The organism is Micromonospora sp. Llam0, assembly GCF_003751085.1.
GTDB lineage: Bacteria > Actinomycetota > Actinomycetes > Mycobacteriales > Micromonosporaceae > Micromonospora_E.
The window spans coordinates 5221229-5242689 of record NZ_RJJY01000001.1; the positions used below are offsets into that span (position 1 = coordinate 5221229).

18 protein-coding genes and 1 other RNA gene are annotated in these 21461 nt (G+C 70.4%); 4 read left to right on the forward strand and 15 right to left on the reverse strand.

Annotated elements, in window-relative coordinates; translation table 11 throughout:
* Positions 1 to 23 precede the first annotated feature (23 nt).
* The 8 genes from ssrA to EDC02_RS22745 all read right to left on the reverse strand — a co-directional run bounded on the left by ssrA (position 24) and on the right by EDC02_RS22745 (position 7493).
* Positions 24 to 397, reverse strand: a transfer-messenger RNA (tmRNA) gene (gene ssrA, locus EDC02_RS22710).
* A 208-nt stretch (positions 398 to 605) separates the two neighbouring features.
* A complete protein-coding gene (gene smpB / locus EDC02_RS22715) occupies positions 606 to 1082 on the reverse strand; it encodes an SsrA-binding protein SmpB (protein WP_123603705.1) in 477 nt (158 codons plus the stop codon).
* Positions 1083 to 1234: 152 nt separating this feature from the next.
* A complete protein-coding gene (gene ftsX / locus EDC02_RS22720; RefSeq protein WP_123605055.1) occupies positions 1235 to 2110 on the reverse strand; it encodes a permease-like cell division protein FtsX in 876 nt (291 codons plus the stop codon).
* Positions 2111 to 2206: 96 nt separating this feature from the next.
* Entirely contained in the window at positions 2207 to 2887 is a 681-nt protein-coding gene (ftsE, locus tag EDC02_RS22725) for a cell division ATP-binding protein FtsE (protein ID WP_123603706.1), read from the reverse strand.
* Between the two features lie 219 nt (positions 2888 to 3106).
* Positions 3107 to 4222 (reverse strand): peptide chain release factor 2, encoded by a 1116-nt coding sequence (gene prfB / locus EDC02_RS22730; protein ID WP_123603707.1) that lies wholly within the window; start codon positions 4220 to 4222, stop codon positions 3107 to 3109.
* 45 nt (positions 4223 to 4267) lie between these two features.
* Entirely contained in the window at positions 4268 to 4783 is a 516-nt protein-coding gene (locus EDC02_RS22735) for a PadR family transcriptional regulator (protein ID WP_123603708.1), read from the reverse strand.
* Between the two features lie 220 nt (positions 4784 to 5003).
* Entirely contained in the window at positions 5004 to 6338 is a 1335-nt protein-coding gene (locus tag EDC02_RS22740) for a serine/threonine-protein kinase (RefSeq protein WP_123603709.1), read from the reverse strand.
* Positions 6339 to 6449: 111 nt separating this feature from the next.
* Positions 6450 to 7493, reverse strand: a complete 1044-nt coding sequence (locus EDC02_RS22745; protein WP_123603710.1) for a hypothetical protein — start codon at positions 7491 to 7493, stop codon at positions 6450 to 6452.
* A 185-nt stretch (positions 7494 to 7678) separates the two neighbouring features.
* Between EDC02_RS22745 and pruA the strand changes: the two genes are divergently transcribed.
* The gene (pruA, locus tag EDC02_RS22750) at positions 7679 to 9307 is read left to right on the forward strand and encodes an L-glutamate gamma-semialdehyde dehydrogenase (protein WP_123603711.1); all 1629 of its coding nucleotides are present in this window, start codon (positions 7679 to 7681) and stop codon (positions 9305 to 9307) included.
* A gap of 19 nt (positions 9308 to 9326) precedes the next feature.
* Here the strand turns inward: pruA and EDC02_RS22755 are convergent, their stop codons facing one another.
* Entirely contained in the window at positions 9327 to 9827 is a 501-nt protein-coding gene (locus EDC02_RS22755) for a hypothetical protein (protein WP_123603712.1), read from the reverse strand.
* Between the two features lie 108 nt (positions 9828 to 9935).
* Here EDC02_RS22755 and EDC02_RS22760 point away from each other — a divergent pair, with 108 nt between their 5' ends.
* Positions 9936 to 10163, forward strand: a complete 228-nt coding sequence (locus tag EDC02_RS22760; protein WP_123603713.1) for an AlpA family transcriptional regulator — start codon at positions 9936 to 9938, stop codon at positions 10161 to 10163.
* Positions 10164 to 10285: 122 nt separating this feature from the next.
* Positions 10286 to 10942: an Rv3235 family protein gene (locus EDC02_RS22765; RefSeq protein WP_123603714.1), complete on the forward strand. Its 657-nt coding sequence runs from the start codon at positions 10286 to 10288 to the stop codon at positions 10940 to 10942.
* Between the two features lie 17 nt (positions 10943 to 10959).
* Here the strand turns inward: EDC02_RS22765 and secA are convergent, their stop codons facing one another.
* Positions 10960 to 13950 (reverse strand): preprotein translocase subunit SecA, encoded by a 2991-nt coding sequence (gene secA / locus EDC02_RS22770; RefSeq protein WP_123603715.1) that lies wholly within the window; start codon positions 13948 to 13950, stop codon positions 10960 to 10962.
* A 172-nt stretch (positions 13951 to 14122) separates the two neighbouring features.
* Between secA and EDC02_RS22775 the strand changes: the two genes are divergently transcribed.
* Positions 14123 to 15250, forward strand: coding sequence for a GNAT family N-acetyltransferase (locus EDC02_RS22775; RefSeq protein WP_370461481.1), 1128 nt, complete (start codon positions 14123 to 14125; stop codon positions 15248 to 15250).
* Positions 15251 to 15350: 100 nt separating this feature from the next.
* Here the strand turns inward: EDC02_RS22775 and hpf are convergent, their stop codons facing one another.
* The 5 genes from hpf to mtrA all read right to left on the reverse strand — a co-directional run bounded on the left by hpf (position 15351) and on the right by mtrA (position 21307).
* Positions 15351 to 16046 carry a ribosome hibernation-promoting factor, HPF/YfiA family gene (hpf, locus tag EDC02_RS22780; RefSeq protein ID WP_123603716.1) on the reverse strand — a complete coding sequence of 232 codons (696 nt, stop codon included), beginning with the start codon at positions 16044 to 16046 and terminating at the stop codon, positions 15351 to 15353.
* A gap of 269 nt (positions 16047 to 16315) precedes the next feature.
* Complete coding sequence (locus EDC02_RS22785) at positions 16316 to 17032, reverse strand: ComF family protein (protein WP_123603717.1); 717 nt, start codon at positions 17030 to 17032, stop codon at positions 16316 to 16318.
* Between the two features lie 9 nt (positions 17033 to 17041).
* Positions 17042 to 18868 carry an LpqB family beta-propeller domain-containing protein gene (locus tag EDC02_RS22790; protein WP_123603718.1) on the reverse strand — a complete coding sequence of 609 codons (1827 nt, stop codon included), beginning with the start codon at positions 18866 to 18868 and terminating at the stop codon, positions 17042 to 17044.
* Positions 18865 to 20487: an MtrAB system histidine kinase MtrB gene (mtrB, locus tag EDC02_RS22795; protein ID WP_123605057.1), complete on the reverse strand. Its 1623-nt coding sequence runs from the start codon at positions 20485 to 20487 to the stop codon at positions 18865 to 18867. The genes EDC02_RS22790 and mtrB overlap by 4 nt, the downstream gene beginning before the upstream one ends.
* Before the next feature lie 130 nt (positions 20488 to 20617).
* Entirely contained in the window at positions 20618 to 21307 is a 690-nt protein-coding gene (gene mtrA, locus EDC02_RS22800; RefSeq protein ID WP_123603719.1) for an MtrAB system response regulator MtrA, read from the reverse strand.
* Positions 21308 to 21461 lie beyond the last annotated feature (154 nt).

Consider the following 21461-nt stretch of genomic DNA (forward strand, 5'->3'; position numbering starts at 1 on the left):
TGTGGCGGTGGGCCGGCTGTCGTCCGTGGAGGTGCCGGGAATCGAACCCGGGTCCTTCGGCGTCTTGCCAGGGCTTCTCCGAGCGCAGCTCGCTGTGCCTCTACTCGGCCCCATCGATCACGCGAGCGAGTCGATGTGACGGGCCCAGCCGCGTTTGATCTCGCCGCACGAACCCCGCGACCGGGTTCGCTAGGCCAGCCCTCTCACTGATGCCGGTTACTGGGCCGAAGGCAGTCCCAGACCGACAGACTTGCTACTCGCCTCAGGCGGCGAGAGCGAAGTCAGCGCGCTTGGAGTTGGCGCTTATTGGTTTCCGACGACCGATTCACGAGACGACGTCGGCTTCCTCGGCTCGCTTCCCCTGCCGCAACGTACGAAGTCGAAACCAGTCACCCCCTGGTGTGGCGGCGCGGCCCGGAGGTGGTCCGCGTCCGTACCGATCCTAACGCCTCCGGCCCCGGGCTTCATCCCGGTTACGGTCAGGAGCCGACGACAGCGATCAACACAGTGTCAGGAAGAAGACTTTATACGGCAAATGTCTGGTCCCGCTCGCTGGTGGGCCTGCTCCGACGACTGCCCCGCCGCTGCGGCCTACCCACGGCTGGTCAGCCCATCCCCTTGCCGCGCCGACCCACTGCCCGCTGGATCTCCCGGTCGGCGTCCCGCTTGGCCAGATCCTGTCGCTTGTCGTAGGACTTCTTGCCGCGCGCGAGTGCCAGCTCGACCTTGGCCCAGCCGTCGGAGAAGTACACCGAGAGCGGGACCAGGGTCAACCCGCCCTCCCGCAGCTTGCCGAGCAGCCGGTCGATCTCGGTGCGGTGCAGCAGCAGCTTGCGGGTCCGGCGGGGCTCGTGGTTGGTCCAGGTGCCCTGGTCGTACTCCGGGATGTGCATGCCGTACAGGAAGATCTCGCCCTGCCGTTCCTGGGCGAAGGCGTCCACCAGCGAGGCCCGGCCGGACCGCAGCGACTTGACCTCGGTGCCGGTCAGCGCCATACCGGCCTCGTACACGTCGGTGATGGCGTAGTCGTGCCGGGCCTTACGGTTCGAGGCGACGACCTTGCGCCCTTTCTCCCGCGGCATGGCTGCCTCCTCTGCGGACCCGGGCGCTGCTGCGCAGACGCGGCGCCGACGGACAACCGCGCCATGGTATCGCGCGACGACGCGCCGGCCGGTACCGGTTTCCCGGTACCGGCCGGCGCGCGGCGGCAGATGGAATCGGATCGGGTTAAGCGTCAGACCCGCAGGTAGAAGCGCAGCGTCACCCAGGCGGTGATCGCGCTGACCAGGCCACCGACGCCGGCCATCACCGGGAACATCAGCAGTACGCTGCTCCACTCGATCGGGGTCAGCAGTTCGGTGAGGTCGCGCAGCGAGCCGTCGAGCAGGAACATCTTGCCCAGCACCAGGGCACCGAAGCCGAGCAGCGAGCCGAACAGGCCGGCGACGACGGCTTCGAGTACGAACGGGGCCTGGATGAACCAGTTGGAGGCGCCGACCAGCCGCATCACGGCGACCTCGCGCCGCTTGCTGTACGCCGCGACCTGGATCGTGTTGCCGACCAGCAGCAACGCCGCCACCGCCATGATCGACGCGGCGATCAGCGCCATGCTCTGCACCGAGCCGAGGATGTTGAAGATCTTGTCGAGCAGTCTGCGTTGGTCGACGATCTCGTCGATCCCCTCGGTGCCGTTGTACTTGTCGAAGATCGCCTGGTACTCCTCCGGATCGACCAGCTTGATCCGGAACGACTCGGGCAGCTGGTCCGGCTCGACCGCGTTGACCAGATCCGGAGCGTCGGCGTAGAGCGTCTGGAAGCGGTTGTACGCCTCCTCCTTGGACTCGTACGTCACGGTGGAGATCAACGGGTCGGCGTCGAGCGAGCTCTGCAGGCTGTCGCGCTGCTCGTCGGAGACGTCGGACACCAGGAAGATCGAGACCTCGATCTGGTCGTAGTAGAAGTCCTTCATCGAGTTGACCTGCAGGTACATCAGGCCACTCGCGCCCAGCATGGTGAGCGACACCGCCATGGTGATGATCATGGCGACGGTCATCGTCACGTTGCGCCACAGCCCGACCATCACCTCGGACAGGACGTATTTCGCGCGCATCGGGTTCCTCTTCCGGATCTGCCGCTGGATGGTGGTACCAGGCCGCCACGTGCCGGTGCCGGCCGACACAGGCCCCGGTGGAGCCGTGGTGGCTAGTTAGCCGTAGACGCCGCGAGCCTGGTCGCGAACGATCCGGCCGGCCTCGATCTCGATGACCCGCCGCCGCATCTGGTTGACGATGTTCGAGTCGTGGGTGACCATCACGACCGTGGTGCCGGTGCGGTTGATCCGGTCCAGCAGCCGCATGATCTCGATCGAGGTGTCCGGGTCGAGGTTTCCGGTCGGCTCGTCGGCGAGCAGCACCAGCGGCCGGTTGACGAACGCCCGGGCCACCGCGACGCGCTGCTGCTCGCCACCGGAGAGTTCGTGCGGGTAGCGGTGCTCCTTGCCGCCCAGGCCGACCAGTTCCAGCACCTCTGGGACGACCCGCCGGGCGACCGCCTTGGTCTTGCCGATCACCTCGAGGGCGAAGGCGACGTTCTCGTACGCGGTGCGGTTGGGCAGCAGCCGGAAGTCCTGGAACACGCAACCGATCGAGCGCCGGAAGTTGGGGATCTTCCAGGAGCGCATGGTCGTGACGTCCTTGCTGTTGACGATGACCTTGCCCTGGTTGGGGGTCACCTCGTGCAGCAGCAGCTTGATGATCGTGGACTTGCCGGAGCCGGACGGACCGATGAAGAAGACGAACTCGCCCTTCTCGATCGCGACCGACACGTTGTCCAGCGAGGGCCGGGACGCCTTCGGGTACGTCTTCGTCACTTGCTCGAGCGCAATCACGGGTGGTGAGTCTACGCGGTGTAACGGCTACGCCAAGTCCAGCCTGATGGCCGATGTCTCCTATGTCGGTAATGCGCGAGGTTTCGTACCAGCAAATCCCCGCGAAACCCAGGAAATCAGCCGTCCGGACCGGACCGACACCACCCGAAATGATGGGCTCAGTCACAGGTCGTACATGAGACTTGAATACGAATAGTAGTTAGGCAACTGCTACCGGTATCAGTCCTCGGCGAGTTCCTGCTGCTTGCGCCAGCGGATGCCGGCCTCGATGAAGGCGTCCAGGTCGCCGTCGAGCACTGCGGTCGGGTTGCCGGTCTCCTGCTCCGTCCGCAGATCCTTCACCATCTGGTACGGGTGCAGCACGTACGACCGCATCTGGTCGCCCCACGACCCGGCGGCGTCGGTCTTGAGCCCGGCCATCTTGGCCTGCTCCTCCTGCCGTTTGCGCTCCAGCAGCCGGGCCTGCAGCACGCGCAGCGCGGCGGCCTTGTTCTGCAGCTGGGACTTCTCGTTCTGGCAGGTGACCACGATGCCGGTGGGGATATGGGTGAGCCGTACGGCCGAGTCGGTGGTGTTCACGCTCTGCCCGCCCGGCCCCGACGACCGGTACACGTCCACCCGGATCTCGTTCTCCGGGATGTCGATGTGATCGGTCTGCTCGACCACCGGTAGCACCTCGACGCCGGCGAAGCTGGTCTGCCGCCGGCCTTGGTTGTCAAACGGACTGATTCGCACCAAACGGTGCGTTCCGGACTCGACGCTGAGGGTGCCGAACGCGTACGGCGCCTTGACCGTGAAGGTGGCCGACTTGAGACCGGCCTCCTCCGCGTACGACGTCTCGTAGACCTCGGTCGGGTAGCCGTGCCGCTCCGCCCACCGCAGGTACATGCGCAGCAGCATCTCGGCGAAGTCGGCGGCGTCGACGCCGCCGGCCCCGGCCCGGATCGCTACCAGCGCCTCCCGGGAGTCGTACTCCCCGGAGAGCAGCGTGCGCACCTCCAACTCCTCGATCGCCTTGTGCAACCCGGCCAGCTCGGTGCCGACTTCGGCGACCGTGCCGGCGTCCTCCTCCGCCTGCGCCATCTCCAGCAGCAAGGCCGCGTCGTCCAGCCGGGTGCGCAACGACTCCAGCTTGACGATCTCCGCGTTCGCGTACGACAGCCGGGAGGTGACCTGCTGTGCCCTCGCCTGGTCGTTCCAGAGGTCGGGGGCAGAGGCTGCCTCCTCCAGCTCCGCCTGGTCGCGGCGCAGTCGATCAATGTCGATGACCGCCTCGATCCGGCGAAGCGTGGCGTCAAGATCTTTTAGCTGGTCGGCATAGTCGGCAGTGGTCACAACCGACAACAATACGTCGTGACCACCGACGACCGGCGCCGGTGGTCAGCCCACCGGCGCGGTCTTCAGCCAGGAGAGTGCGGCCTTGTGGTAGGCGACGGCGAACTCGAGCGCGGCGGCCCCGAAGGTGTCGCCGTTCTTCTTCGCCTCGCGTGCCTGCTCGCGGGCCGCGGCCAGCGCCTCGGTGTGGTGTTCGCTCGCGTCCGCGTAGACCGTCTTCAACTGGTCGGCCGTGTGGTGCTCGCCGAACGCCACCCGCAACGCGATCGGGTTACGTACCGAGTCGCGACCCGGGGCGTCGGCCAACCACTTGAGGAACGCGCGCTTGCCGGCCGCAGTGATCGCGTACGGCTGGCTGGACCGCGGCCCGGGCTTGCCGAGCCGGACCAGGCCCTGCTCGGCGAGCACCGGTAGCTCCCGGTACACCTGGCTCCTGGTCATCGACCAGTAAGCGCCGAGTCGACGGTCAGCTTCAGCCATCAGCTGCCCGCCTGTCATGGGTCCTTCATGGAGCAGGCCGAGAAGGGCTGCCGCCGTGGGATTGATTCGTACATCCGCCATGCCCTCTACGCTGCCACTTTGTCGCCTCTACGTCCAGGATTTGGCGCGATCCGCGACCAACCGTGTTCTAAAGTGCACTGTCTGTGGACGACGGTCCGGTAAGGAAGATCAATATTTACCATCAGGCAGCAAAACGGACAAAGAATATGTTACCTGCAGCAACATGCCTAGGTGCAGGAACCTTTGGTGAAGTTTGAAGCATGAAGTCTACTTCGTCTGACTAGTTCGGAGTGTCCGGTCCGGCCACCCCGGACATCGGCCACTGTGGCACCGGGTCCCCGATCCGGAGCCCCAGCTCACCGGGCATATCCTCCGGAAAGTCTGGTAGCTGTCCCGGATCGGACGGTTGCGGCGTCCCGATGGCCACACCAGACCCAGCCGTCCCGCTCGAACCTACCTGGCCGGTGGGACCAACCGGGCTCCCCGACGGCGTCCCGCCCTCCGGATCCCCCGGCGACACCGACCCCGGCGAGGACTTCGCAGCCGGCGGTGCCGACGCACCGACCGGGCCGATCGGGCCACTGAGCCGACCCGGCTGCGGACCGTCCCCCTGTCCGGCCGCCAGGGTGAGACCCGTCACCACCGCCGACAACGCGAGCCCCGCACCGGCCAACCCGCCGAACTGCAGCACCCGGCGTCGCGGCCGCGCTCCCACCGCAGCCGCAGAGGTGGCCGGAACGTCCCGGGGCCACCAGGTGACCGCGTCCGCCGGCAACGCCGGCAACGCCGGCCAGCCGTCGAGCGCCGGCTCCAGACCACGTAGCCGGGCGACGAGCGACCGGGCGGTCGGCCGGTCGGTCGGTCGCGCCGCCAGGCACTGCTCGATCACCGGCCACACCGCCGGTGGCAGCCCCGGCGGTGGTACGGGCACACACCGCCGGTGCCGGGCGAGGACCTCGTCGGCGCTCCCGCCACGGTACGGCGTACGGCCGCACAGCAGCTCGAACAGCACGATGCCGAGCGCATAGACGTCCGACGACCAGGTCGGCGGACCGCCACTGGCGATCTCCGGCGCGGCGTACTCCGGGGTGGCCAGGGTGGCCCGGTCCGGCGCCGACGCGTGGCCGGTCCGGGCGGCGCCGAAGTCGATCAGGCGCACCCGGCCGCCGTCCGCCGGCGCCAGCAGGTTCGCCGGTTTGACGTCGCCGTGCGCGATGTCCCGTTCGTGCAGGTACGACAGAGCAGTAGCGACCTGTGCGACGACGGCGACCGCGACAGCCGGAGGCAGCGGACCGTCCCGGCGCACCCGGTGGCGCAGGTCGTCGCCGTCGACCAGGTCCAGAACCAGGGCGGGCAGGTCGCCCACGGCGGTCCGGGCCCGAAGCCGGATCACGTTCGGATGGTCCAGCCGGGACAGCAGAGCGGCCTCGGTGTGGAAGCCCTCCACCAGATCGGGATGCTCGGCGGCGTCCGACCGGAGCACCTTCACCGCCACCGGCACGTCGTCATGCAGATCGTGCCCACGGTGCACCGCGCCGACCGCCCCACGGGAGAACTGCACCCCCAGCCGGTACCGCCCGTCGAGCGCCTGTCGCGTGCCGTCCTGCCCGTCCACTCGCTCGACGGTAGGTGTGCGGCCGAGGCGCGACGGTCGCCAAACCGACGCTTGGCACGAACCTGGGAGGGATCCGCGTCACTGTGACGGGAAGTTGTCCGACCGTAGACGTCAGCGGGTGCCGGCCGACCCCACCGCCGGCTCGGAATCCGCGACCGGCTCCGGATCCGGCCGGCTGGGCAACGTCCGGCCGAGGCAGATCAACACGGTGAACGCCGCAGTGAACAGGACGATCAGCGCCGAGTTGATTCGGGCCCCGTCGGCCATGGTCTGGAAGGCCTGGTCGCTCTCGCTGAACGACCGGGCCAGATCGAGCAACTGGGCACCGCCGACCCGGGTGACCACCTCGGCGATCACCAACAGCAGGCCGGGACCGGCCCCCGCGACCAGGTATCCCGGCCAGGGCAGCGGCCGGCCGGACCGGCGTACCGCCCGGTGCAGGTAGCCGAAGGTCACCAGCCCGGCGAAGGCACCGGCCAGCAGGGCGGTGACCCAGACCAGTCGGGACTGCGCGGCCAGCACGGATCCGGCGGTGTCAGCGGCTCCGAACAGCTCCAGCAACGGCCCCTTGGCCAACTCCCGGGCGGTCGTCGTGCCGGCGACCGCCAGCGCGCCGGCGGCGGCCGCCGCCGTCAGCAGGCCGGCACGACGGTGCAGACCCGTCAACGCACCGCCGACCGTGGCACCGGCGAACAGTGCCCAGCCGAGGATCTCGACGGCCGACCCGCCCCGGCCGTCGCCGAACACGACGGCGGCGGCGGCGCCGACGCCCGTCGACGCTCCGCAGCCGAGTGCGACGAGCAGTCTCGGCACCGCCGCCGCGCCCAGCCACCGGTCCGCCAGCCACCGGTCCGCCAGCCGACGGACCGCCTGGCCGACACCCGCTCCGGCGATCAGCGCCGCGAAGATCACCGCCGGGAGCCCGTACGCGGTCTCGGTCACCGCGAGCACCCCGTCGGTGGACGACCCCAGGGTGCTCAGCACGGAAACGATCAGCAGGGTCAACCAGGCGAGGCTGAGCAGGCCGAGAACGACCGCCGCGCCGACCGAGCCGTCCGGGCCCATTGCGACGTCCGAGCCGTCCGGGCCCATTGCGACGTCCGAGCCGTCCGGGCCCACCTCGGCGTCGGGGGCGGCTGCGGGTTGGCTGGTCATCGCTGGTGCCCTCCTGGTCGTCGGACGCGCTGTCGCCCGGTGCCGACCAGGGTACGCGGATCGGCGTACGGGTCAGCCGGGCGTGCGACGATGGGACCCGGACCGCGTCGCCGTGGCCGCCCCACCGGGTGCCCCGACGGGTCCGTCTTTCGCCGACGTTGTCGAGATCACGCCAGGAGCCTGTGATGGACGCCGTTCCCGCCACCCCCGACCCCCGCAACGAACCGATCCGCGACTACGCGCCGGGCAGTGCCGAGCGGGCCGACCTGAGCCGCCGGCTCACCGAGTTGTCGGCCGACCGGATCGAACTGCCGATGACGATCGGCGGCCGACAGCGGATGGCGGCGGGCGCGCCGATCGAGGTGGTGATGCCGCACCGGCACCGGCACGTCCTCGGGGTTACCGGCAACGCCGAGCCGGCCGACGCCGAAGCCGCGGTGGCAGCGGCCAAGCAGGCGGCGCCGGGCTGGCGCAACCTGCCGTACGCCGAACGGGCCGCGGTCTTCCTGCGCGCCGCCGACCTACTGGCCGGCCCGTGGCGGGACACGGTGAACGCGGCCACCATGCTCGGTCAGTCCAAGACCGCGTACCAGGCGGAGATCGACTCGGCCTGCGAACTGATCGACTTCCTACGGTTCAACGTGCACTTCGGCCATCAGGTGCTGGCCGAGCAGCCCCGGTCCGCGCCGGGGGTGTGGAACCGGTTCGACCACCGCCCGCTGGAGGGCTTCGTCTACGCGGTCACCCCGTTCAACTTCACCGCGATCGCCGGCAACCTGCCGTCCGCGCCGGCGCTGATGGGCAACACGGTGGTCTGGAAGCCGTCTCCGACGCAGCAGTTCGCCGCCCATTTCACGATGCGCCTGTTCGAGGCCGCCGGGCTGCCGCCGGGGGTGATCAACCTGGTCACCGGGGACGGGCTGGCGGTGTCCGAGGTGACGCTGGCCGACCGGGACCTGGCCGGCATCCACTTCACCGGCTCCACCCGGGTGTTTCAGCAGCTGTGGCGGACCGTCGGGGAGAACATCGGCCGGTACCGTTCGTACCCCCGGCTGGTCGGTGAGACCGGCGGCAAGGACTTCATCGTGGCGCATTCCAGCGCCGACCCGGCGGCGCTGCATACCGCCCTGGTCCGGGGCGCGTACGAGTACCAGGGGCAGAAGTGCTCGGCGGCGTCCCGGGCGTACCTGCCGAAGTCGCTGTGGACGGCCGGGCTGCGGGACCGACTGGTCGCGACGGTCGAGTCACTGCCCTACGGCGACGTGGCCGACTTCACCAACTTCGGCGGCGCGGTCATCGACGACCGGGCGTTCGCCCGGCACGCGGCCGTGCTGGACCGGGTCCGCAACGACCCGTCGTGTCAGGTGCTGGCCGGTGGCACGGTCGACGACAGCGTCGGCTGGTTCGTCCGGCCCACCCTGTTGACCTGCACCGATCCCGGGCACGAGGTGTTCAGCACCGAGTACTTCGGCCCGATCCTGGCGGTGTCGGTCTACGACGACGACCAGTTCTGGGACGTGGTTGCCCAGGCCGAGGAGATCGCTCCGTACGCGTTGACCGGGTCGGTGTTCGCGACCGACCGGCGGGTGATCGACCGGGCCGGCGCCATGCTGCGGTACGCGGCCGGCAACTTCTACGTCAACGACAAGCCGACCGGGGCGGTCGTCGGGCAGCAGCCGTTCGGCGGCGCCCGGGGCAGCGGTACCAACGACAAGGCCGGTTCGAAGCACAATCTGCTGCGCTGGACGTCGCCGCGCACGATCAAGGAGACGTTCGTGCCGCCGGTCGACCACCGCTACCCGCACATGGGCTGAGCCGGGCGGGCCGGCCCGGTCACAGCAGCGTCTCCAGCTCGGACACGTCGTACCACTCCAGTTCGTGGTCCTCGGCACCGTCCACGACGAACTGGGCGTCGGGGTCACCGGCGGCGGCCTGCGACACGGCGGCCACCGCCGCCGACACGTCGTCGGCCGCCTCGTCGCCGTCGACGTGCACCGCGGCGACCGAGGCGAAGGCGATCGGGCCGGCCAGCGTCACGGTGCTGGAGCCGAGCTCGGCGACCGACCGTTTCAGCGCGTCCGCCGGCAGGTCGACGGCGATCACCACCCGTCGGCGCGGGGCGGCCGGATCGTCGCGCAGATGGCGCAGTGACTCCTGGGCGGCGCGGGTGAACGCCACGTACTCCAGCTCCTCTTCGTCACCCTCGACGTACCACTCCCGCAGCGCGGGGGTCACGGTGTGCGCGACGTCGGCGGCGAGTTGGCCGGTGTCGCGGAGCCCGGCGAGCGCCGGCAGGGTGGCCGGGACGTAGACCCGGAGCAGGTTGTCGGACACGCTCGCCCCCCACAGATGTCGTCGCTGATGCAATGTACGCCGCCGAGCGGCCCGGCGGGGCCACGGTGGCACACTGAACCGACCGACGTAGACGAGCCGGGAGTCACCGTGGAGCCGAGGTTCCTGCAGTTGTCCGACGTCGCCGCCGAACTCAACGTATCCGACTCGCAGGTCTATCACATGGTTCGCAGTGGCGAGTTGCCCGCGATCAAGATCGGCGGACGCGGACAGTGGCGGGTGGAACGCGCCCAGCTGGAGGAGTACATCCAGCGCAAGTACGCCGAGACGGCGGAGTGGGTGCAGAGCAACCCGCTGATCGAGCGCGAGCCGGAGTAGTCCGGCGACTACTGGTTGTCCGAACACCGTCATCGACAGACGTTGACGGGCGGTGTCATGCTGGCTTCAAATTGGTCTGCCGAAAGCAAACGAAGGCAAACGCAAGATCAACAGGAGCTCGGATGACTGTCGCGACCCGGATCCGACGTCCCCCCGTCCGACTGCGACCCGCCCCGCCGCTGGACCCGCCGTTCACCGACGAGCCGGCTCAGTTCGACCTGCGTCCCGGTCCCCATCCCGGCGTACAGCTGGCACTCGACCTGGCCGGGGCGGCACCCGGCGCGGTGGCCGCCGACCGGTCGGCGGCCACCGCCGGCCCACCGGCCAGCGGGTCGGCCGGTGTCCACGGCGGGCTGCCGCCGGACGCGCTCGCCGGCGCGTCATCGGAGGCCCGCCGGGCGGCGCACCGGTTCCTGGCCGCGAGCCTGGAGATCATCAACGGGTTCCGGCCGGCCGGCCACATCCGCCGGCTCGCCGACCCGGCGCAGGCGCTCGCGGTCGGCGCGCAGCTGGCCATCGCCGTCGACCGGGCCCGGAGACCGGACGACCCGGGCCGGGCCCGACGCGGGCCGGCATCGCCGCAGCGGACGCCGGTCGCCCGGGGTGGGCGGCGCCCCGTCGCGCTGCTCCGGGTCCGTCAGCTGCGAGTCTGCGAGCCGGTCAGCGGCGTCGCGGAGGCCGTCGCGGTGCTCGGCACCGACGAACGCAGCTGGGCGCTCGCCTTCCGGCTGGAACGCCGGCCCACCGGCTGGTTGAGCACCACGGTCGACGTCGTGTGACCGGGCACCCGCCGGGCTCAGGCCCCGGGAGCGCCGTGGCAGCGCTTGTACTTCTTGCCGGACCCGCACGGGCAGGGCGCGTTGCGCGACGGCCCGTTGCTGCTGACGGCCTGGCCGGGCGCGGCTCGACGGCCAGCAGCAGCCGCCGCCGGCACCGGCGGACCGGCCGCCGGTCGGCTGGCGGCGGGCGGACGGCCCTGACCGCCCTGCGCCGGACGCTGGCCCTGGCCGGGACGCTGGCCCTGGCCGCCCTGGCCCGGACGTCCGGCCGGCGCGCCGCCGACGCCCAGCGCCGGCGCCTGCTGCACCTGCACCCCGCCGTCGGCACCGGCGGCACCGTCGATAGTGGGCGAGACGTACTGCAGGCCCTGCGGACGCGGTGCCGCGCCGAGGCCCTTGGCACTCACCTTGACCCCGGCGCCGCCGTCGGGCACCGGAATCCGGGGTCCGGGCCGCTCCCCCGCCGGCGCGCCGGCACCGTCAGCCGGGCCCCCCGGCTGCTGTACCTGCACCTCGACGTTGAACAGGAAGCCGACCGTCTCTTCCTTGATGCCGTCCATCATGGTGGCGAACATCGCGTAGCCCTCGCGCTGGTACTCGACCAACGGGTCGCGCTGGGCGTAGGCCCGCAGGCTGATGCCCTCCTTGAGGTAGTCCATCTCGTAGAGGTGCTCACGCCACTTGCGGTCGATCACCTGCAGCAGGACCATCCGCTCCAGCTGCCGCAACGCGTCGGTGCCGAGCTCCTCCTCGCGGCGCTGGTACGCCGCGTGGGCGTCCTCCAGCACCTGCGCCCGGAGGAAGTCGGCGTCCACCGCGCTGCGTTCGCCGCCGGCCTCCTCGATCAGCTCGTCGACGGTGACCCCCACCGGGTAAAGCTGCTTGAGGCTGGACCAGAGCTGGTCGAAGTCCCAGTCCTCGGCGTAGCCCTCGACCGTCGCCCCGTCGACGTACGCGCCGACCACGTCGTCGATCATCTTGGTGACCTGGTCGTGCAGGTCCTCGCCGTTGAGCACCCGCAGCCGCTCGGCGTAGACCACCTGGCGCTGCTTGTTGAGCACCTCGTCGTACTTGAGGACGTTCTTGCGGGTCTCGGCGTTCTGGCCCTCGATCTGCGCCTGGGCGTTCTTGATCTGCCGGGTCACCATCTTGGACTCGATCGGCACGTCCTCGGGGATGTTGAAGCGCTCCATCACCGCTTCGACCGCCCCGGCCCGGAACCGCCGCATCAGCTCGTCCTGCAGCGACAGGTAGAACCGCGACTCGCCCGGGTCACCCTGCCGGCCGGACCGGCCGCGCAGCTGGTTGTCGATCCGGCGCGACTCGTGCCGTTCGGTGCCGAGCACATAGAGACCGCCGACCGCGGAGACCTCCTCGGCCTCGGCGGCGCAGGCCTGCTTGACCTGCGGCATGATGTCTTCCAGCGCCTTGGCGTACTCCTCGGCGTGCTCGACCGGGTCCAGCCCACGCTGGCGCAGCTGGGCCGCGGCGAGGTAGTCCGGGTTGCCGCCGAGCAGGATGTCCGTGCCACGGCCGGCCATGTTTGTCGCCACGGTGACCGCGCCCTTACGGCCGGCCTGGGCGATGATCTCGGCTTCCTTGGCGTGGAACTTCGCGTTGAGCACCGCGTGCGGGATGCCCCGGCGGCGCAGCAGCTGGGAGAGGATCTCCGAGTTCTCCACCGACACCGTGCCGACCAGCACCGGCTGACCCACCGCGTGCCGCTCGGCGATGTCCTCGACGGCGGCGTTGAACTTGGCCTTCTCCGTCTTGTAGATGACGTCCGCCCGGTCCATCCGGACCATGTCCCGGTGGGTCGGGATGGTCACCACGCCGACGTCGTAGACCTTGTTGAACTCGCCGGCCTCGGTCTGTGCCGTACCGGTCATCCCGGCCAGCTTGCTGTAGAGCCGGAAGTAGTTCTGCAGGGTGATGGTGGCGAGGGTCTGGTTCTCCTGCTTGATCTCGACGCCTTCCTTGGCCTCGATCGCCTGGTGCATGCCCTCGTTGTAGCGGCGGCCGTGCAGGATACGGCCGGTGAACTCGTCGACGATCAGGACCTCACCGTCGTTGACGATGTAGTCCTTGTCCCGCTTGTAGAGCTCCTTGGCCTTGATGGCGTTGTTGAGGTAGCCGACCAACGGGGTGTTCACCGACTCGTACAGGTTCTCGATGCCCAGCCGGTCCTCGACCTTGGCGACGCCCCGCTCGGTCACCGCGACGGTGCGCTTGGCGTAGTCGATCTCGTAGTCGCCCTCGCCGTCCTTACCGGCCTGCATCCGCTTGACCACGGCGGCGAACTCGCCGTACCAGCGGGCGGAATGCTCGGCCGGGCCGGAGATGATCAGCGGTGTCCGCGCCTCGTCGATCAGGATCGAGTCGACCTCGTCGACGATGGCGAAGTTGTGCCCGCGCTGTACCAGGTCGTCCCTTGACCAGGCCATGTTGTCGCGCAGGTAGTCGAAGCCGAACTCGTTGTTGGTGCCGTAGGTGATGTCCGCCTGGTACGCGGCCCGGTGGTCGGCCGAGGGCCGGTTGGGCAGGATCACGCCGACGGTGAGCCCGAGGAACTCGTGCACCCGACCCATCCACGCGGCGTCCCGCTCGGCCAGGTAGTCGTTGACGGTGACGATGTGCACACCTTTGCCGGACAACGCGTTGAGGTACGCCGGCAGTACCGAGGTGAGCGTCTTGCCCTCACCGGTCTTCATCTCGGCGATGTTGCCGAAGTGCAGCGCCGCGCCGCCCATGATCTGCACGTCGTAGTGGCGCTGGCCGAGCACCCGGGCGGCGGCCTCCCGGGCGGTGGCGAACGCCTCCGGGAGCAGGTCGTCGAGGGACTCGCCGTCGGCGTACCGCTGGCGGTACTGGTCGGTCAGCTCCCGCAGCTCCGCGTCGGTGAGGTCGACGTAGTCGTCCTCGATCGAGTTGACGGCCGTGGCGACCGCCTTGAGCCGACGCAACATGCGACCCTCGCCGGCGCGGAGGACCTTCTCAAGAATCGACACGGATCAACGCTCCCCTAGACGGTGTGCCTCACCATCGTAGGCGCATCAATCGGTACAGCGGCAGTCGCAGCCCGCATCCAGCACCGGATATTCCGACATAACGGACCATGTCGGCGGGGTGCGTCCGGCATATGCGTTATGCCCTGCGCGAAAGCTGCGTCAGGATGGGCCGGTGGAACCCGTCGAACTCACCGAGGGCGGCGTCCGGCTACGGATGTTCCTGCCCGACGACGCCCCCGCGGTCGCCGAAGCCTGTGGCGATCCGATCACCCAGCGGTTCATCCCCGACCTGCCCCGGCCGTACACGGTCGCCGACGCACTGCACTGGATCACCAAAGGATCCACCGCCGCCTGGGCCGGCGGCGGCGCGGCCTGGGCGATCGCCGACCCGGGCAGCGACGAGCTGCTCGGCTGCGTCGGGCTCAGCCGGGCGGTACCCGAGCGGGCCCAGATCGAGGTCGGCTACTGGATCACCCCCCGGGCCCGGGGCAAGGGGGCGGCCACCGCGGCCACCATCGCCGCCACCGGCCACGCGGTGCGGTCCGGGTTCGGCCGGGTCGAGCTGCTCACCGACGCGGCCAACGCGGTCAGCCAGCGGGTGGCGCTGGCCGCCGGGTTCAGCTACGAGGGGGTACGCCGAGGCGCCGCCAGCCAACCTGGCCGACTGCCGACCGCCGACCGGGAGGACCTGGTGGTCTGGACCCGGCTGGCCGGCGACCCACCGGGCCCGACCCCACGCACCCTGCCGGACCTGCCCGGCGACGGGTTGACCGACGAGGTGGTCCGGCTGCGCCCGCTCGGCCCGGCCGACGCCGACTTCGCGTACCACCTGGAGTCGCTGCCCGACGTCGCCGCGACCTCGGTCCCACCGGTGGTGCCGACCCGCGCCCTGATCGAGGCGCAGTGCGCCAAGGCACCGGGCAGGTGGCTGGCCGGCCAGCGGATCGACGTGGTCGTCTGCGACGCGGCCAGCGGTACGCCGGCCGGGCGGATCGGGCTCAGCTACCTGAGTCCGGAACTCGGCGAGGCGATGATCGGCTATTCGCTGCTGCCGCAGTGGCGCGGACGTGGCTACACCGCCCGGGCGGTACGGCTGCTCGCCCGGTGGATCTTCGCCAACACCGCCGTCGCCCGGTTGGCCGCCGGTGCGCTGCCCAGCAACGTCGCGTCCCAGCGGGTACTGGAGCGGGCCGGCTTCCAGTACGAAGGGCGGAACCGGGCCCTGTTGCCCGGCATGGACGCCAGCCGTCACGACAGCGTCCAGTACTCGCTGCTACCGGCCGACCTCGACCAAGCGTGAACCGCGCCCGCCGGTCGGATACCGTCGACGGCCGCCCGTTTGGCGGCGATGGCCGGCGGTATCCGACCGGTCGACCACGAATTGTCGAAATGGTGGTCAGTCAGGCGGTGACGGTCGGTTCAGCCAGCGCCATGACACCGTAGTCGTAGCCCTTGCGGCGGTAGACCACGCTCGGCCGGCCGGACTCCTTGTCCAGGAACAGGTAGAAGTCGTGCCCGACCAGTTCCATCTGGAACAACGCGTCGTCAACCGTCATCGGATCGCCCGGGTGTTCCTTCTCCCGGACGATGTGCCAGGGCTGGTCGTCGTACTCGTCGGCGACGTCGTCGTACCCATCGTCGGTGAAATCCTGCGCGGTGCGGTCGAGTACCGCGACCGATGTCGCCGGCTCCTCGGTCGGCTGGGACGGTGGCAACGGGGCGAAGCCGTTCAGCCCGGCGGTGGGCAGGCCGGAGGTCGCCTCGGCCACCGAGACCGGCGCGTGCCGGCCACGGTGCACCCGGCGCCGGTCGGCGGCCCGGCGCAGCCGGGTGTCCAGCTTGCTGATGGCGGCGTCGAGGGCGCTGTAGAAATCCTTGGCGCAGGCTTCCGCCCGGATCACCGGCCCGCGCGAGACACAGGTGAGTTCGACCCGCTGGCAGTGGTCCGACTGACGCGGATTGCGCTCGTGAAACAACTCGACGTCGACGCGCATCAGCTTGTGGTCGTACCGTTCGACCTTGGCCAACTTCTCGGCTACATGGGCTCGGTAGTGGTCGGGGACCTCTACGTTGCGGCCTTTCACCACGATGTCCACGCGTGACCTCCTGAAACGATCTGAACGATCGATGTCGCTGCGAAAGAATGCAGGACCGGTCAGCGGACCGAGAGCGGTCGGCGTCGACCGGCCGGATAGCGGAATACACCTCCCTCCGGGACACCTCAGGTGGTTGTTCAACCACCGGCCATACCCCTGATGCGCCTACGCTAACCCGCCGACGGCGGCGCGTCATCAGTTCGACAGAGACCGGTGCGCGAAGATTCCCAGATCATGAACAAACCCCGACAAAGGACACTAGATACTGACTACCGAAGGTGACGACGCCGCGTCGCTGCGAGCACCACGGCGGCGTACGCCGGCAGTCCCTGCGCGACAAGCAGCCGGTGCACGGCGGCCAGCGTCGCACCGGTGGTGACGATGTCGTCCACCACGATCACCCGCAGTCGCGGATCCGCCCGCAGCGAGATGTCAAGTCCGACCCGCCGGGGCCGAAACGCCGTCCGCGCGGACGCCAGCCGCGCCGCGCTGTCCAACCCGGCCGAGTCCGGGCGGGTCCTCGCCCGCAGCGGCCGCGCCACCACGACCCGTCGGCCGTCGACCCGCAACCGGGCCGCCGCGTACCGGGTCAGCCGGGCGAGATGATCACCGTGCCGGGCCCGCACCGCCGCAGCGGTGCTCGGCACCGGGACCAGCAGCACCGGCCGGTCCGCACCGGTGCCGACCGCAGCGGCGACCGCGTCGCCGAGCAGCCGGCCCAGCGGCCGACCCAGCCCGTGCCGGCCCCGTTCCTTGTACGCCAGCAGCAGCTCCCGCAGCACCCCCGCGTACTCGCCCAACGCCACGCAGGGCGGCAGGCCCGGCGGGGCCGGCTCGGGGCGTACCGGCCGGGGACGCAGCCGCTGCACCTCGTCGGCGCACCGGCCGCACACACCGAACCGCAGCCGGCCGCCGGTGCGGCGGCAACCGGCGCACTCCGCCGGCAGCACCAGGTCGGCCAGCGCCGACCAGACGTCGCCCACCACCGCCGTAGGTCAGTACAGGAAGAACGGGGCGGTCGGATTGGCGGTCGAGTTCTCCGGCTCCCCGGTCTCGCTCGGCTCCACCCCTTCGATCTCCTCCGGCCGGATCTGCTCGCTCGGCTCGAACAGGTCGTACGGCACTCCGTTGGCGACGTACATCCGGGCACCGACCGTGCCGCCGCCGACCGGGTTGGCCGGATAGCCGGCCAGGTGGGTCACGCTCGCCCCGCCGAGGTCCCGCAGCGAGCTGGTCTCGATCGCGCCGTCCACTGTCACGTCGTACAGGCTGACCCGCCCGTCAGGGTTCGTGCCGGCCGCCACCAGCAGCGTCTCGGCCACCCAGTCGACCTGGGTGAGGTCGGACAGTGAGGTCGGCACCCGGCGGGGTGGCAGCACCTCGAGCTTGCCGCCCCGGCTCAGCGCGGCCACGTACAGCCGGCCGTCGACCACCAACGCGATCCGGTGACCGTCCGGGGCCGCCCCGACCGACTGCACCTCGCCCGTCACCCCGGGCAGCGTGACCTGTTCGACCGCACCGCTGCCGACCCGGAACGAGAACAGCCCGCCGTCCGCGACGACGAGACCCGCGTCACCTGGTGCCTTGAGCCAGACCGGCCGGCCGATGTCGTCGAAGGTCCGGGTGCTGGCGTCGAAGCTGGTGCCGGCCCCGGTCGCCGCGCCGACGATCAGCCGCTGGGCACCGCCGTCGGCCACCGCGAGGGCCGCGTACGTGCCACCACCGGCCTGGGTGAAACCGGCGGTGACCACGTTCTGGTTGACCTCCTCGGTGAGCACCGGGATCGGCTCGCCGGAGCGTGCCGAGCTGCGCAACCGGTGCACCCGGCCCTGGTAGACGGTGAACCGTTCGGGCGTTTCGGGCAGCGCCTGGGTGCCGTTCATCGCCAGCAGGTCGGCACCCGGGTAGACCTTCGGGGTCTGCCCCTGGATGGTGAGCTCCAGGTCGTTGTCGAACTCCGGCCACAGCGACCACATCAGCTGGGCGGCCAATCGGTCGAGTTCGCGTTCGTCGGCGAACGGGGTCGCGTCGGCGATCAGCGTGACCTTCAGCCGGTCCCCGGTGTCGGGCACGTTGCCGCCCGAGCGGATACCGCTCGGCAGCGCCTGCACCGCCGAGGCGAGCCAGTTCGACGGCCCGCTGATCAGCATTTCCAGCAGGACGGTGCGCTGGCGCTCCAACGGCACCGCCACCGGCAGGTAGCGCAGATCCGGCACCAGCGCCCGTTGACTGGTGTCCCAGAAGTAGATGGTGCGCTGCAGGTAGAACGTGTTCAACGCGTCCACGCTGAGCAGCAGCACCGCCGGCGGGTTGAGGACGAACTTGCCCGTCTCACCGGCGACCGACCCGACCTGGAAGGTGTACTCGGTGAACTCCGGCTCCTGGGCGGGCAGCGGCTCCAACGCGCCGTTCGGCCGCAGCAGGCCGAGCTGTTGGACGTCGAGCGCCACCTCCTCCACCCCGGCCTCGGCCCGGGTGATCTGCGGACGTTCCCGCAGCCGGACCACGGTCAGCGCGACCTCGGGGTTGGGATCGCGGATGTCCGCGCGGTCCTGCGGCGCGACGTACTCGCGTACCTGTTCCACTGCCCGTTCCGCCTCCACGGCGGCGGCCTGCAGGAAGTTGACGACGAACGCCTCGGTGTTGTTGCGTTCGTCGAGCCGCGACGCCGGCGTCTGGGCCCCGCCACCACCGGTCGGCAGGCCGGGTGCCGGACCCTGCCCGTCGACCCGCACGTCGGTGTTCTCCGGAATGCCGCACCCTGCGAGCAGCACACCGGCGAGCACCGGCAGCAGCGCCAGTCGACGCCACCGGCGGGTCACGGTGCCGCTCCGGTCGCGGCCACGCTGCCACTGGCCCGGTCGTCGGAGCCGGTGCTCTGCTCCGGGAGGACCACCATCGTGCCGACCGGTTCGGCGGCCGGCGGCCGGCGGTCCTCCGGTACCAGCCGCAGCGGTGACGAGGTGAGCCGGTCACCGGCCCGGGCCGGCAGGGTGAGCCGGAACTGGGCACCCTCGCCGGGCGCGCCCCACGCTTCCAGCCAGCCGCCGTGCAACCGGGCGTCCTCCACGCTGATCGACAGGCCGAGACCGGTCCCCCCGGTCTGCCGGGCACGGGACGGATCCGCCCGCCAGAAACGGTTGAACACCAGCTTGTCCTCCCCGGCGCGCAGACCAACCCCACGATCACGTACGGTCACCGCAACCGCCGCGTCGTCGACGCCGAGAGTGACCACCACCGGCCGGCCCTCGCCGTGCTCGACGGCGTTGCCGACCAGGTTGCGCAGCACCCGCTCGACCCGACGGGGATCCACCTCGGCGATCACCGGCGTCGCGGGCAGTCGCAGCTCGATCCGCACGCCGAGCCGGTCGGCCAGCCCGTCGAGCCGGTCGGCGACCCGGCGGACCACCGACACCAGGTCGGTCGGCTCGGCGTCCAGCACGGCGAACCCGGCATCGAACCGGCTGATCTCCAGCAGGTCGGTGAGCAGGCTCTCGAACCGGTCCAGCTCGGTCTGCAGCAGCTCGGCGCTGCGGGCCGCCGCCGGGTCGAAGCCGTCCCGCTCGGCGAAGAGCAGATCGGCGGCCATCCGTACGGTGGTCAGCGGGGTACGCAGCTCGTGCGACACGTCGGAGGTGAACCGACGCTGCAGCCGGGACATCTCCTCCAGTCGGGTGATCTGTCGCTGCAGGTTGGTCGCCATCTGGTTGAACGAGGCGGCCAGCATGGCCAGGTCGTCCTCGCCGTCGACCACCATCCGTTGGTCCAGCAGCCCGGCGGAGAGTCGCTGCGCGGTGCGTGCGGCCACCCGTACCGGCGTGACGACCAGTCTGGTGACCAGCGCGGCCAGCAGGCCGAGCAGCATCACCAGCGCCAGTCCGGTGATCAGCACGGTCGCCCGGATCTGGTTGGCGGCCTGGTCCTGGGTGCTCAGCGGCACCAGGTAGTAGAGCTCGACCTGACCGAACTTGGTCGGCACCGGGGAGCCGTAGACCAGGTACTTGAGCCGCCCCTCGCCGAGGTCACCGGTGCGGATCTGATGCGCCTGGGCACCGGAGCCGACGTGCCGGGCCAGCTCGTCGCTGATCATGCCGGACGCGTCCACCGCCGGCGAGGTCGCCGACTGGATCAGCGGGTAGCTGCTCGCCGCCATCACCACGACCACCCCACCCACCTGGTCGGGGTCGCCGCCGGCCAGGGTGCTGACGGTCAGCTCGAAGGTCACCCGGACCTGCGGGTCGAAGTACTGCGGATGCACGCTCATCTGCTCGGCGGCGTAGTCCCGCCCATGGGTCAGCCGCCGCTGCACGTCCTCCCGGGCCCGGTCCAGCAGAATGTTGGTGCTCTGCGACGCCACCATGTACGCGAACCCGCCGACCAGCAGGCCGGACGCGACCAGGGTGATGGTCACCACCCGCAGCTGCAGGGACCTGCGCCACATCCGCTGGGCTCCGCTGGTCACCGGCCGGGTCCGGGCCAGCAGCAGGTCCCGCGCCGGGCGCAGTGCGCCACTGACACGGGAGAACAGGTCGGACACGGTGCGGGATCGGCCAGCCACAGTACCGACCAGGCTAGCCGGTGCCTGCCTTGTAGCCCACGCCTCGAACGGTGAGGATGATTTCGGGTCGCTCCGGATCCGGCTCGATCTTGGCGCGCAGCCGCTGCACGTGCACGTTCACCAGCCGGGTGTCGGCCGCGTGCCGGTAGCCCCACACCTGCTCCAGCAGCACCTCACGGGTGAACACCTGGCGCGGCTTACGGGCCAGCGCGACCAGTAGGTCGAACTCCAGCGGAGTCAGCTTCACCTCGTCACCGTCGCGGCTGACGGTGTGCGCCGGCACGTCGATGGTGATCTGGTTCCCCGGTGGCCCGATGGTGAGCAGTTCGGGCGCGACGTCCTCGCCCCGGCGCAGCCGGGCCCGCATCCGGGCGACCAGCTCCTTGGGCTTGAACGGCTTCACCACGTAGTCGTCGGCGCCGGACTCCAGGCCGAGCACGACGTCGACGGTGTCGCTCTTGGCGGTGAGCATGACGATCGGGATGCCCGATTCGGAGCGGATCGCCCGACAGACGTCGATCCCGCTCATCCCGGGCAGCATCAGATCGAGCAGCACGATGTCCGGCCGGTTGTCCCGGAACGCGGCGAGCGCCCGCTCACCGTCGGCAACGAACGACGGCAGGAAGCCCTCGCTGCGCAGCACGATACCCATCATCTCCGCCAAGGCGGGATCGTCATCGACAACCAGCACGCGGGCTCTCATGTGACCAATATTCCATCCCGGTTCCAGCGGTGGGGGACCGCCACCGGCCGGACCGGTCGCAGCGACCCGGGCGCGGTCATGACATCCCCGCACGGTCATGACATTCCGGACGCCGCACCGCCCTACAGCAGCTGACGGCGTTCCGCGTGCCACG

What these genes read in the sequence shown, in the direction of transcription:
- smpB (WP_123603705.1), bottom strand. Translation starts at nt 1,082, where the DNA reads ATGCCGCGGGAGAAAGGGCGCAAGGTCGTCGCCTCGAACCGTAAGGCC.
- ftsX (WP_123605055.1), bottom strand. Translation starts at nt 2,110, where the DNA reads ATGCGCGCGAAATACGTCCTGTCCGAGGTGATGGTCGGGCTGTGGCGC.
- EDC02_RS22735 (WP_123603708.1), bottom strand. Translation starts at nt 4,783, where the DNA reads ATGGCGGATGTACGAATCAATCCCACGGCGGCAGCCCTTCTCGGCCTG.
- EDC02_RS22745 (WP_123603710.1), bottom strand. Translation starts at nt 7,493, where the DNA reads ATGACCAGCCAACCCGCAGCCGCCCCCGACGCCGAGGTGGGCCCGGAC.
- pruA (WP_123603711.1), top strand. Translation starts at nt 7,679, where the DNA reads ATGGACGCCGTTCCCGCCACCCCCGACCCCCGCAACGAACCGATCCGC.
- EDC02_RS22765 (WP_123603714.1), top strand. Translation starts at nt 10,286, where the DNA reads ATGACTGTCGCGACCCGGATCCGACGTCCCCCCGTCCGACTGCGACCC.
- mtrB (WP_123605057.1), bottom strand. Translation starts at nt 20,487, where the DNA reads ATGTGGCGCAGGTCCCTGCAGCTGCGGGTGGTGACCATCACCCTGGTC.
- mtrA (WP_123603719.1), bottom strand. Translation starts at nt 21,307, where the DNA reads ATGAGAGCCCGCGTGCTGGTTGTCGATGACGATCCCGCCTTGGCGGAG.